This is a genomic window from Brenneria sp. g21c3, assembly GCF_040240345.1.
Lineage (GTDB): Bacteria > Pseudomonadota > Gammaproteobacteria > Enterobacterales > Enterobacteriaceae > Brenneria.
The window spans coordinates 99852-113531 of the sequence record NZ_JBEIAB010000014.1; the positions used below are offsets into that span (position 1 = coordinate 99852).

8 protein-coding genes are annotated in these 13680 nt (G+C 53.7%); 5 read left to right on the forward strand and 3 right to left on the reverse strand.

Annotated features, from left to right (window positions below; genetic code table 11):
* Positions 1-2: 2 nt before the first annotated feature.
* From ABRZ28_RS18330 to ABRZ28_RS18345, 4 genes are read left to right on the forward strand one after another with little or no spacing between them, the layout of a single operon-like run.
* Complete coding sequence (locus ABRZ28_RS18330; protein ID WP_330521078.1) at positions 3-800, forward strand: tetratricopeptide repeat protein; 798 nt, start codon at positions 3-5, stop codon at positions 798-800.
* Positions 797-1282: a TadE/TadG family type IV pilus assembly protein gene (locus tag ABRZ28_RS18335; protein WP_330521079.1), complete on the forward strand. Its 486-nt coding sequence runs from the start codon at positions 797-799 to the stop codon at positions 1280-1282. Before ABRZ28_RS18330 ends, ABRZ28_RS18335 begins: the two co-directional genes overlap by 4 nt.
* An 11-nt stretch (positions 1283-1293) precedes the next feature.
* Positions 1294-1935: a TadE/TadG family type IV pilus assembly protein gene (locus tag ABRZ28_RS18340; RefSeq protein ID WP_330521080.1), complete on the forward strand. Its 642-nt coding sequence runs from the start codon at positions 1294-1296 to the stop codon at positions 1933-1935.
* Between the two features lie 20 nt (positions 1936-1955).
* The gene (locus ABRZ28_RS18345; RefSeq protein ID WP_330521081.1) at positions 1956-3872 is read left to right on the forward strand and encodes a TadE/TadG family type IV pilus assembly protein; all 1917 of its coding nucleotides are present in this window, start codon (positions 1956-1958) and stop codon (positions 3870-3872) included.
* A gap of 187 nt (positions 3873-4059) precedes the next feature.
* Here ABRZ28_RS18345 and ABRZ28_RS18350 read toward each other — a convergent pair whose 3' ends face one another.
* The 3 genes from ABRZ28_RS18350 to ABRZ28_RS18360 all read right to left on the reverse strand — a co-directional run bounded on the left by ABRZ28_RS18350 (position 4060) and on the right by ABRZ28_RS18360 (position 9054).
* Entirely contained in the window at positions 4060-5421 is a 1362-nt protein-coding gene (locus ABRZ28_RS18350; protein WP_319604287.1) for an HlyD family type I secretion periplasmic adaptor subunit, read from the reverse strand.
* On the reverse strand, positions 5408-7594 hold the full coding sequence (locus ABRZ28_RS18355; protein ID WP_330521082.1) for a type I secretion system permease/ATPase: 2187 nt from the start codon (positions 7592-7594) through the stop codon (positions 5408-5410). Before ABRZ28_RS18355 ends, ABRZ28_RS18350 begins: the two co-directional genes overlap by 14 nt.
* Before the next feature lie 104 nt (positions 7595-7698).
* Positions 7699-9054: a TolC family outer membrane protein gene (locus ABRZ28_RS18360; RefSeq protein ID WP_319604285.1), complete on the reverse strand. Its 1356-nt coding sequence runs from the start codon at positions 9052-9054 to the stop codon at positions 7699-7701.
* Between the two features lie 379 nt (positions 9055-9433).
* Between ABRZ28_RS18360 and ABRZ28_RS18365 the strand changes: the two genes are divergently transcribed.
* The coding region (locus ABRZ28_RS18365; RefSeq protein ID WP_330521083.1) for a retention module-containing protein at positions 9434-13680 on the forward strand (4247 nt) is incomplete at its 3' end.

Here is a 13680-nt window from a genome sequence, read left to right on the forward strand (position 1 = left end):
CGATGGACGGGAAATATCGAATAGCGATGGCGCTGTTTTTAGCAACATTGCTTACGGGCTGTGCGGCCATGCATCCATCCGCACAGTTGTCCGGCAAACGTGTTCAGAGCCAGTCTGAGTTGGAGTCCGGCGATTTGCGCATCGCTTCCAGCGCGTTGCAGAGCGGCGACTTTACGCTGGCGATGTCGATTTATAGCCGTTTGGCGCAGAGTAATCCGGGCGTCGTCGCTGTCTGGATGGGGCTGGGAGACGCCCATTTCCTCCAGGGGGAATTTGGCGCGTCTGACAACGCCTATGTGAAGGCGCAACGGTTGGATCCGGAAAATATCGATGCCTGGTTAGGTTCCGCCAGGATCCAGATCCGCCAACGCAATCTGCCGGAAGCCATTGCTCGTTACCAGTCAATCCTCACGCGTTTTCCAGACAACCCTCGGGCGTTGTCCGGCCTGGGCGTCAGTTATGATCTGGCGGGGGATCATGGTCAGGCGCAGAGCACCTATCGGCGCGGACTCCAGAGATATCCCGACGATACGGCGCTGCGCAATAACCTGGGATTATCGCTGGCGCTTGGCGGCAAACCGCGCGAGGCGATCAACACGTTGTTGGGGGTTACCGGCGTATCCGGCAAGTTGCCGCAGGAGAGGGATAATCTGGCGCTGGCTTACGGCATGCTGGGGCGGGACGACGCCGCCGAAGATATCCTGATGAGCACGCAGTCGCAGGATATGGTGCAGGATAATCTGGCGTTTTACCGCTACCTGCGCCAGAACATGGGGCAAGCCGGCGCGGGGCGGCCATGAGGCGTTTGATACGGCAGTGGTCGCGGTTGCGCCGCAACCAGCAAGGGGTTTCCGCGTTGGAGTACGCGCTGGCGGCGCCGCTATTGTTTGCGGTGATCTTTGTCGCCATTGAGGTGGCATTCATCATGCTGGCGGACGCCCATCTGGATGTGGCCGCCAACCGGGTGGCGCGCCTGGGGCGTATCGGCATTACCGGGGAGTGCCAACTGGCGGTAAACAAGGTGATGAACGAGACCCTGTCAGGCTGGATTAGTGATGACAGTAACGTTTATGCCGAGGCAAAGGTCTATACCCCGGGGGGGGATAATGCGTTCGGCGATGCGTACGACGAGAACTATATCCCGGTATGTGATAGCGGAGGACGAGGCGATATGGTGATTTATCGTCTGGGATTCGATCGCCCCGGCCTGACCGGTTTTATCTCCTGGCTGGGGCTGAGCAAGGTGCGTTTCGAGCGGGTCGTCCTGATCCGGAATGAGTGAGAAGCCTGGTAATGAACATTTTTTCCCAGTTTTGGCAACGTGGTATTCAACCGACATTACGGTGCTTTCGGCGTGACAATCGGGGCGTCGTGGCGGTTGAAACGGCATTGCTTATTCCTATCGGGGTATTTGTCATTATCGCCTCATGGGAGTTGTACCAATATTTCAGAACCGCGTCGGTGGTGGATCGCACGGCATTTTTAGTGGCCAACAGCCTGTCTATGCAGTCGAAGTTAAATGACGGCACCGACTGTACGTTGTTGAAGTCGGTTTGCACCTACAGCTCCATCGCCTCGGACTTGATGACTCCGCTTGATTATAACAATAACGGGGGAATGGTTATCAGTCTCTATCAAGTGACCTCTAATAAAAATGGCAATTTAGTTTGGCCTGATAAGCCTAATTGTTGGTCAAGAGCCTATAAAGGCAGCACCAATAGCCACAGTATCGTTTCACAGCTTACACCGTCGACAGACTTCCCTGCTCCTGCCATTAAAAATAAGGAGGATTCGGTGATCGCGGTGGAAGTTTTCTATAACTACACCCCGTTCGCCATCAGTTCGGCCTTGTGGCAGGCGCTGGGCGGTGAGAAGCGAATTGTCAGCGAGGTATTCTATCGCCCGCGTTTCAGTTCATTGTGCGTCCTGGAATGATGACGACAAGGGAGGGAACCATGAACGTATTAAAGCGGTTTTTACTTATCCTGCAACGGGATCAGCGTGGCGCCGTCACCCTGACCTATCTGCTTTGTTTCCCGGTGATATTACTGGCGCTGCTGGGCTCTATCGACTTTATCCGCTACAGCATGGCGCAGAGTAAATTACAGAACGCGCTGGATACGGCGGTCATTTCCGCCGGACGCAATCTGGATACTTATACACCGGTTCCCACCGGTTCGGATGAAGAAACCAGTTGGCGCGCCGACGCCATCAGCTACTTTTTCAGCAATATGCCGCAGGGCTTTCTCGGCAGTTCCGTCGCGAAAGATAAGGTGATAATAAAGTATGATTTAGAAACGGATGAGTCAGGCAATGCCACCGGGGGGCAACTTGTTTCGATGTCCGCCACCGGCACCTTGCCGCTGCTGGTGACGGGTATGATCGACAGAACCGCATTTAATCTCTCGGCGCAAAATGAGGCGGTGCGCCGCACCCGCAGCGACATAGAGATGGTGCTGGCGTTGGATAATTCCGGTTCGATGGACGATCCCAGCGGGGTGGATTATAAGACTCGTATGGATGTGCTAAAAAGCTCAAGCAAGACGCTGGTTAATACCCTGTTTACCGCCGCCAATAAACAGGTGGCTGGCGTACCCCAAAACACGGTCGATATCGGTTTGGTGCCGTTTACCGGCACAGTCAAGATTGGCGACAAGGAACAGGCGCTGAAATGGTTGAACGCGGATTGGGTTAAAAATCCGAGTCAAAAAGACAGGATCAGGATAACGGAAGATTATCTGCAAAACATCTGGTCGGGCTGTATTGCCGAACCAGGCGGTAACTGGTCGCAAGACAATCCGATGCCTGCCGCTGCTTTGACGCCTGATGCCGGATTTCAACCCCTATTTTTAACTTATAGCTATAACTATGAACCGTTTGCAAGCAGCTCCGGTAAGACGCTAAAACGGCTTAGTAGCTTTAGCGGATCGAAGATTTTATGGGCGGAACAAAACGATAATGCCATACGGGTCAATCTGGCGGTGGAATCGAATTATTGTAAACAGCCAGCCGAAAAAACCAAAGCTCCGGCGATTTTTCTGAGTGCTAATAAGGAAGTGATTGATAGTGCTATCGATAGCATGTCCTCTTACGGCGATACCGGTGTCCCCGTTGGTCTGCTCTGGGCATGGCGTATGATAACGCCAGCGTGGCGTGGCGAACAGGGATGGGGGGATGTCGTCAGGCCGCGTAATCCCAATCCCGACAGGTTGAACAAGGTTATCGTACTGCTATCGGATGGAGAGAATAGGCCTGTAGTACGGGGTTATCCCGAGGGCTTAAACGATAAAAATATAAGTAAACCCCCTGTTTATCTTTCCTATTCGGAGGAATTTACATTGACCTATGACTATCAAGAGCAAGGAGGAATGCAGACGCGTTCGGAGACAATTCATCCAACAGTCACTGTCAAAGACAAAGGTACAGTCAAAGATGTATACGATAGCATCATTCCTTTTCGTCAGTGTCCGATAGATGCACTAAAAATGTACGATCCGCGGGAGATAACGCAGTTCAGTTCTTTGCAAACAGACTGCAATGATACCGATACCCGTACCGATATCGGTTACCATACTGACTATATAGACAGATATATGGAGCCGGTTGTTGAGAAAAGAGAGCGTGGTAAATTAAGCACCAGTGCTTATGACGGTTTTATCAATGCCTTGTGCCAGAATGTTAAAAACGACGGTAACGGCATCAGAATCTACACGGTAACCTTGGGTAATGACGTAGGGTCACAAGGTACTCAAGTCATGAGCAACTGTGCCAGCGGGGTGGACTTTTACTTCAATGCCAGTAATGTAAGTAGTTTGCCCGCCGTTTTCGCCGCCATTGCCGGTTCGCTTACCGAACTGCGGCTCACTGAATAAGTCATTAAAGGAAGCTCTACCTACCGAATCCTAATCCGTGATTCCTGCGTAGGCAGGGATCACTTGCACATATACGACAAGTCGCCAGCAGAATCCGATTCCCGCCTACTGCTCGGGAATGACGGGGATCGTGCTGACGTAGGGGATGATGATGGCGGCAGGAGGTTTATCAGTAACCTCCTTGCATTTATCTTTCCCGCAGCGCTTCCGCTTTGGCGCGCAGTATGGGTTTCAGCAGGTAGCTGAGAATGGTTTTCTTGCCGGTAATGATATCGACCGTTGCGATCATACCCGGAATAATCAGCAGGGGTTTCTCCTCGCTGCCCAGATAGTTTTTATCGGTGCGCAGGCGAATAATATAAAAACTGTTGCCTTCCTTGTCGGTTACCGTATCCGGACTAATCTGTTCCAGATGACCTTTCAATCCGCCGTAGATGGTGTAATCGTAAGCGGTGAGTTTGATGATGGCTTCCTGCCCCGGATGCAGAAAAGCGATATCCTGAGGACGGATTCTGGCCTCGACCAGCAGTTTGTCATCCAGCGGAACGATCTCCACCAGATCGCTGCCTGGTTGAATAACGCCGCCAATGGTGTTCACCAGAGTTTGCTGCACAATACCGCGTACCGGTGACACCACCAGCGTACGATTGACCCGGTCTTCCAGCGCCTTGCCTGTCGCCGAGAGCTTGTTCAGATTGGTCTGGGCTTCGTTCAACTGCGCTAACGCCTCGCTTTTATAACGTCCGCCGGTCTCCTGGATCTTGTTTTCGATCTCCTTGATGGCCGATTCGGCGCGGGGGATGGATAGCGTGACGGATTCAAGCTGACCTTTGGTTTCCACTTCCGCGCGGCGCAGGCGCAACACTTCCACCTTTGAAATCGCGCCTTCGGCGATAAGCGGTTCCGACATCCTGATTTCTTGTTGCAGCAAATTCAGGCTATTGCGAAACTGGCTCTGTTTGGCGACGAAGTCGCGCAGTTCCTGTCGGCGTTGTATCAACTGTTCTTCCAACCCGGATATCTCATTGTGGAATTGCTGACGCCGACTGTTATATAGCTCCCGCTCGCCCTTGGCCACTTCCGGCGATCGGGCCGCGATGTCCGCGGATAAAGTTAATTCCCGATCGTTAATTTCGGCATTCAGACGTTCAATTCTCAAAATCAGCGCAAAGCGATCGGCTTCCGTTTCCCCGACGTTGGAGGCGAAACGGGTATCATCAAGCCGCAGCAAAGGATCTCCGGGCTGAACGACCTGACCTTCACGAACAAACAGTTCGGTAACGATACCGCCTTCAAGGTTCTGAATCTTTTGCAGACGGGAGGAGGGTATCGCCTTGCCGTTGCCGCGGGTGACTTCGTCAATGTCGGCAAAAGCCGCCCATAGAATAAAAAACAGAAAAAAAGCGCCGATGCTCCATAGGGTGATGCGAATGACTCTGGGAGAGTCTTCCACGATGGCGCGACTGACTTCGGGCATGGCGTGAAGGCTGTCTTCATCATGTCCGGAAAAATAACGCCTGATGCGTTTGGCATACTCAACGAGACGCATTGATCTGTCCCTTTTTTAAGGCATCCATCACGATGGCTTTCGGGCCATCGGCAATAATCCGCCCTTTATCAACAATAATTAATCGATCAACTAACGTCAGCATCGACGCCCGATGCGTCACCAGTAACAGCGTTTTGTTGGCGACGACGGGAACGAGCGCTTTTTTCAGCCGATCTTCACTGGTGTTATCCATCGAGCTGGTCGGCTCGTCAAAAATCAGAATCGGCGGATCAAGCAGCAACGCGCGCGCGAGCGCGACCGACTGACGCTGGCCGCCGGATAATTGCTGTCCGCGCTCGCCAACCTGAAGGTTGTAGCCATCCGGATGCAGACGGGCAAATTCATTAACCCCCGCGATTTCCGCCGCTTGCAGCATGGTTTCATCTTCAACGTAACGAGCGCCGATAATCAGGTTATCGCGCAGCGATCCGCTGAAAAGCTGGATATCCTGCGGCACGTAGCCGATGTTGTGTCGTAGATCGCTGACATCCAGCTGACGTACGTCTACGCCATCGATAAGAATATTGCCTGTATCGGCCTGATAGAGATTGACGATCAGTTTCTGTAGCGAGCTTTTGCCCGATCCGCTTCGCCCGATAATGCCGACTTTTTCGCCAGCGGCGATGGAAATATTGATTCCCTGCAAAGAGCTGTTTTTCTGCTCGGGGTAATGAAACGTCACATCGCGAAACTCGATGCCGCCGCGAATGTTTTCCCGCTTTAACGGATGTTCATGCTCATTGCGTTCCTGCGGCAGTTGCATCATTTGTTCGGTCGTGGTCATCGTCAGACGGGCTTGTTGATAACGCGTGACCAGCCCCGACAGTTGTCCCATCGGTATCAGCGCCCGGCCGTTAAGCATATAGCAGGCGATTAATCCCCCCATACTGAGTTTGCCGTCAATCAGCATATATACGCCGACCACAATCATGGCGACGCCGGCAAATTGCTGGATCCATTGGGTCAGATTAACGGCCAGCGACGACAATGTTTTGGCGCGCATTTCCAGCCGACTAAGGCTGCCGATGGTTTGCTCCCACACATACTGGCGTTCGCTCTCTGCGTTGTTGACTTTTATTGCGTCCAGACTGCTCAGCGTTTCGATCAATGTCGCTTGCCGCTCGCTGGCGAGGTGCATGGTTTTTTCAATCGCCGCCGTTAGCGGTTTTTGCAGCGCCCAACTGGCAAGCAGCGCGATGGGATAGGCGAGGATTGAAACCCAGACCAATGGCCCGCCGATAATGCCGATTACCAACAAAAGGAGCAGCGTGAACGGGAAATCGATCAGGCTGGTCAGCGTTAATGAGGAAAGAAAATCTCTGAGTGATTGAAACTCATGGATATTCTGCGCAAAGTTGCCGACCCGCGCCGGACGGGCTTTCATCGACATCCCGGTGATGCGTTCAAACAGCGTGGCCGAGATAATCAGATCGGTTTTTTTACCTGCGATATCAAGACAAATACCGCGCAGGGTCTTCAGTATCAAATCAAAGATAAACGCGCCGGTAATCCCCGTCGCCAGTACCCATAAGGTGGCTGTCGCCTGATTGGGCACCACCCGATCATAGACATTCATGATAAACAACGGGGTGGCCAGGGCGATAATATTAACCAGCAAACTGGCGAGCACGGCATCCATATAAAGGAAGCGCGAGAGTTTAAGCGTATCTTTGAACCAGGATTTTGTGCGGGGGATAAGGGAGTCGGACTGAATATCAAACTGATGGCGGGGTTGGGCAAACATCACCAGCCCCAGATAGTCCTGCTCTAATGTCGGGCGATCGACAGTAATTTCCCCGCCTTCCGTTTCACTGGGCATGATGCGGGCATCGCCGTCGGCATTCCAGCCCAATAAAATGGCTGCTCTTCCCTCGCGTAATAACAACATCGCCGGCAGCGACATTGCGGCAATTTTATCCAGCGGCCGCTTAAGTACTCTGCCTTGCAAGCCTGCGCGAGCCGCCGCTCTGGGGAGTAATTTCACCGACAGACGTTGAGCGGCAAGCGGCAAACCGGCCGTGAGTGTTGATCTGCTGACCGATTTCCCCTGCAAAGCGCAAAGTATCAGTAAGCTATCCAGCAGAGGATCGTCGTGCCGGCTACGCGGGTCGCTATGTTCCTGGATGCCCGATTCGTCAGGCGTATTGGTATCGTGAACAGAATGCAACTTCATTTAGCTGGGGTTTTCCTTACGCAACGCAATCCGTGCTACATAATAATATAAACGACCAGTTCTCCGCCTTACGTAGCGGAGAACTGGCATAGCCGAATGGCGTATTAATTCAATACGGGTAACTCTGCATGAGTTGTCACATTCGTCAGGCTATTGCTGGCTGCCGGCGCCGGAATGGATAAACTCTTCAATAAATCCCCCATGCGCGATTTTATCCTATATTCGGTAAATAGCGCGATAAATCGAACTTCCACCAGGCGGCGTTGCGCGGTAAATAACTCATTTTCACTGTCCAGCAAATCCAACAGCGTTCTTTCGCCTAGACTGAACTGCTTTTGATAAGCGGTGCGTACCCGCATGCTGCGATCGGCATATTCTGCGGCGATAGGAAGTTGCTGACGGGCGTTATTTAACGCAGACCAGGCCAATCGCAACTCTTCATTAAGCAAACGTAGGGCATTATTTCTTACGTCCTGCGCCTCTTTGATTTGATAAGCCTTTGATTCCATATTGGCTTTGCTGCTCCCGCCTTCGTACAGATTGTAGCTCATTCTTACCATCGCCTGCCATTCGTTATTGTGGCCGCGAACGCCGTCAATGTTGTTATCCACATTGCGCGCCAGCTCAATATTTACCCGTGGATAAAAGGTGGATTTGGCTGCTTCGTACTGTTTTTCGGTCGCTTCAATGTCGGATTCGGCGGATTTCAATGACGGATTATTGGCCAGCATGATCTTCCGCGCTTCTACCAGAGACGCCGGCAGAGTAATCGTGGAAGCGACAGGAATAGTCAGATTCTCCGGTTCCTTACCCACTACGCTGTAGTAATTGGTTCGGGCATCATCAAGATTGGTTTTTTCCGTCAAGACATTATTACGGGCCTGGGCCAGACGGGCTTCCGCCTGTTCCATATCGGCAAGGCGGCCGACGCCTTGCTGACTGCGCAGTTTTATCTGATCGTAAATACGTTCATGGCTGGCGAGATTGATTTCAGCGAGGCGGACAAACTCCTGGCGCTGCAACACATCAAGATAAACCTGCACGGCATTTAATGCGGTATTTTCGCTGGAAGTTAACACCTTATAAGCTCGGGAATCCACCGTAGCGCGTTGCCGTCCGACCTCGCTGGACGTGGCGAAACCGTCAAAAACCATCTGGTTTACGTTAATACCGGATTCCCTACGGCTCAACTCGACCCGGTGATCGCCGCTGGCGCGGGTGGAAGCGCTATCCGTTTCTTGACGACCGGTCCCTGCGTTTAACGTTATGGAAGGGAGGTATCCGCCTTTGGCCGCACGTAAATCATGGTCGGCAGAAAAACGGCTATTAATAGAAGCGCTGACTTCTGGATGAGTGTTGAGAGTGTGTTTAATTGCATCCTGAATAGTATCAGCATGAACGTAATTACTAAAAACCGAAATGAAAAGTAAAGTTGATAACCTATATTTATTATAAACCATTATATTATTTTCCTGCAAAAATGTTGATTTTGTGATTTTTCTTCTTATGCCGACCTAAAGATTAGTTACACTTATGGTTTGATAACCAGTCTGATAATAAGATATTCAATATCAGTGCGTTAATTTTTAAGGAAATGAAAACCATTTAAAACATCTTATTTACTCAAGGTGAGTATTCTTCTGGAAAGAACAGGCAGGATTTTTTATTATATTGGCCGTTGAGTCAAGAGATCGACACATAAGAAGTCGGTTTACGGTAATAATAAAATCAATTTTACAGTATGCTTGTCCGGCAAGAGCAAGTCATCAGGATGATGTCGCAATCTATTACTAATTATCCATAACACAAAATAATAATTAGATAGCAAGGGGAACTATTTTGAATAGCGTAATCGGTATCATCAAATTCGTTATCGGTCAGGTTTTTGTCGTCTCTTTGGACGGCAGTCAACGGTTATTAGTCGCAGGTGAACGTATCTACAGCGGTGAGGAGGTCGTTACGGGAGATAACGGCGCTGTTTCGATCGCGTTACCTGATGGACGCACACTGGATTTAGGTCGCGACAGCAGTTGGAGTGACGTTGCTGGCGTGAGCAATAAAGGCACGACCTCGGCGGATAATAATGATGACGTCGCATCCATACAATCCGCTATTGCTCAAGGGGAAGACCCTACGCAAATATTGGATCCAACGGCAGCCGGGAATAGCGATATCGGCGAGGCCGGGGACGGCGGCGGCAGTCATACGCCAGTGGTGTTGGAATTAACCGGGCAGATTGTTGATGTATCAACTGGTTTTGACACGGATAACTTATCTGCCGACTCACGCACATCAAGCGATCAAACTGACATCAATTCTTCGGCATTGACGACGACAAACAGCAATAACGATGTCGGACTAAATGCGGTGCCGATAATCACTGATCAGCATCTCACTACCGCAGAAGATACGCCGGTCACCGGACAGATTACCGCCAGCGATGTCGATGGCGATACGCTGAACTATACGGTGGGCGAGCAGCCGAAGAACGGTACCCTGACGCTGGATCCGGCTACCGGGGAATATACTTATACGCCGACCGCCAACTTTAACGGCAATGACAGCTTTATCGTCACGGTGGATGACGGACGAGGCGGTACCGTGAGCAGCACGGTCAGCATTGGCGTTACTGCCGTCAACGATGCGCCGGTGACGGCGGATCAGAGTTTGACGACGACGGAAGATACGCCGGTGGTCGGACAGATCACCGCCAGCGATGTGGATGGCGACGAGCTGAGCTACACGGTGGGCGAGGCGCCGAAGAACGGTACGCTGACGCTGGACGACGCTACCGGCGAGTACACCTATACGCCGACCGCCAACTTTAACGGCAGTGACAGCTTTACCGTCACGGTGGCGGACGGACAGGGCGGCACAACCGTCAGTACCGTGAATATTGGCGTGACGTCGGTGAATGACGTACCGGTGACGTCGGATCAGACCCTCACCACGACGGAAGATACGCCGGTGACCGGGCAAATTACCGCCAGCGATGTCGATGGCGACGAGCTCAGCTACACGGTGGGCGAGGCGCCGAAGAACGGTACTCTGGTACTGGATCCGGCTACCGGGGAGTATACCTATACGCCGACGGCCAACTTTAACGGCAATGACAGCTTTACCGTCACGGTCGCGGACGGTAATGGCGGTACTACGGTCAGTACCGTGAATGTCGGCGTTACCGCGGTGAATGATGCGCCGGCCACGGCGGATCAGACGCTCACCACGGCGGAAGATACGCCGGTGATCGGGAAAATTACCGCCAGCGATGTCGATGGCGACGAGCTGAGCTACACGGTAGGTGAGGCACCGAAGAACGGTACGCTGACGCTGGATGCGGCCACCGGTGAGTATACCTATACGCCGACCGCTAACTTTAACGGTAATGACAGCTTTAGCGTCACGGTGGCGGACGGTAATGGCGGTACTACGGTCAGTACCGTGAATGTCGGCGTCACCGCGGTCAACGATGCGCCGGTGACGGCGGATCAGAGTTTGACGACGACGGAAGATACGCCGGTGATCGGAAAAATTACCGCCAGCGATGTCGATGGTGACGAGCTGAGCTACACGGTAGGTGAGGCACCGAAGAACGGTACGCTGACGCTGGATGCGGCCACCGGTGAGTATACCTATACGCCGACCGCCAACTTTAACGGTAGTGACAGCTTTAGCGTCACGGTGGCTGATGGACAAGGCGGCACCACCGTTAGCACGGTGAATATCGGCGTCACCGCGGTCAACGATGCGCCGGCCACGGCGGATCAGACGCTCACCACGGCGGAAGATACGCCGGTGATCGGGAAAATTACTGCCAGCGATGTCGATGGCGACGAGCTGAGCTACACGGTGGGCGAGGCGCCGAAGAACGGTACGCTGACGCTGGATGCGGCTACCGGGGAGTATACCTATACCCCGGCAAGCAACTTTAACGGCAATGACAGCTTTACGGTGACAGTGGCTGACGGGCAGGGCGGTACCACGGTCAGCACGGTGAATATTGGTGTGACTGCGGTCAACGATACGCCGGTGACGGCCGATCAGACGCTGACTACCGCGGAAGACACCCCGATCAGCGGCGCCATCAGCGCATCCGATGTGGATGGCGACGTGCTGAGCTACACCGTGGGCGAGCAGCCCAAGAACGGCACCCTGACGCTGGACGTCGCTACCGGCGAGTACACCTATACGCCGACCGCTAACTTTAACGGTAGTGACAGCTTTACCGTCACGGTGGCTGATGGACAGGGCGGTACCACCGTCAGTACCGTGAATATCGGCGTCACCGCGGTCAACGATGCGCCGGTGACATCCGATCAGACGTTGACTACCGCGGAAGACACCCCGATTAGCGGCGCCATCCGCGCATCCGATGTGGACGGCGACGAGCTCAGCTATACCGTGGACGAGCAGCCGAAAAACGGTACGTTAACACTGGACGCGGCCACCGGGCAGTACACCTATACGCCGGCAAGCAACTTTAACGGCAATGACAGCTTTAGCGTCACGGTAGCGGACGGTAATGGCGGTACTACGGTCAGTACCGTGAATGTCGGCGTCACGTCGGTGAATGACGTACCGGTGACGTCGGATCAGACCCTCACCACGACGGAAGATACGCCGGTGATCGGGCAAATTACCGCCAGCGATGTGGATGGCGACGAGCTGAGCTATACCGTGGGCGAGGCGCCGAAGAACGGTACGCTGACGCTGGATCCGGCTACCGGGGAGTATACCTATACCCCGGCAAGCAACTTTAATGGCAGTGACAGCTTTACCGTCACGGTGGCGGACGGTAATGGCGGCACGACGGTCAGTACCGTGAATGTCGGCGTTACCGCGGTCAACGATGCGCCGGCCACGGCCAACCAAACGATCACCACGGCGGAAGATACGCCGGTGATCGGGAAAATTACTGCCAGCGATGTCGATGGCGACGAGCTGAGCTACACGGTAGGTGAGGCACCGAAGAACGGTACGCTGACGCTGGACGACGCTACCGGGGAGTATACCTATACCCCGGCAAGCAATTTTAACGGCAGTGACAGCTTTAGCGTGACGGTGGCTGATGGACAGGGTGGCACCACGGTCAGCACGGTGAATATCGGCGTCACCGCCGTCAACGATACGCCGGTCACGGCCGATCAAACCCTGACGACGGCGGAAGACACGCCGATCAGCGGTACGATTAGCGCATCCGATGTGGACGGCGACGTACTGAGCTATACCGTGGGCGAGCAGCCGAAAAACGGTACGCTGACGCTGGACGCGGTTACCGGTGAGTACACCTACACGCCGACCGCTAACTTTAACGGCAGTGACAGCTTTAGCGTGACGGTGGATGACGGACAGGGCGGTACCACCGTCAGTACCGTGAATATCGGCGTCACCGCGGTCAACGATGTACCGGTCACTGCCGATCAGACTCTGACTACCGCAGAAGACACCCCGATCAGCGGTACCATCAGCGCGTCCGATGTGGACGGTGACGAGCTGAGCTACACGGTGGGTGAGCAGCCGAAGAACGGTACGCTAACACTGGATGCGGCCACCGGTGAGTATACCTATACGCCGACCGCCAACTTTAACGGCAATGACAGTTTTACCGTCACGGTCGCGGACGGTAATGGCGGCACGACGGTCAGTACCGTGAATGTCGGCGTCACGTCGGTGAATGACGTACCGGTGACGTCGGATCAGACCCTCACCACGACGGAAGATACGCCGGTGATCGGGCAAATTACCGCCAGCGATGTGGATGGCGACGAGCTGAGCTACACGGTGGGCGAGCAGCCGAAAAACGGCACCTTGACGCTGGATCCGGCTACCGGCGAGTACACCTATACCCCGGCAAGCAACTTTAACGGCAGTGACAGCTTTACCGTCACGGTGGATGATGGACAGGGCGGTACCACCGTTAGCACGGTGAATATCGGCGTGACCGCGGTCAACGATGTACCGGTCACCGCCGATCAAACGCTGACTACCGCAGAAGACACCCCGATCAGCGGCGCTATCAGCGCGTCCGATGTGGATGGCGACGAGCTCAGCTATACCGTGGGCGAGGCGCCGAAGAACGGTACCCT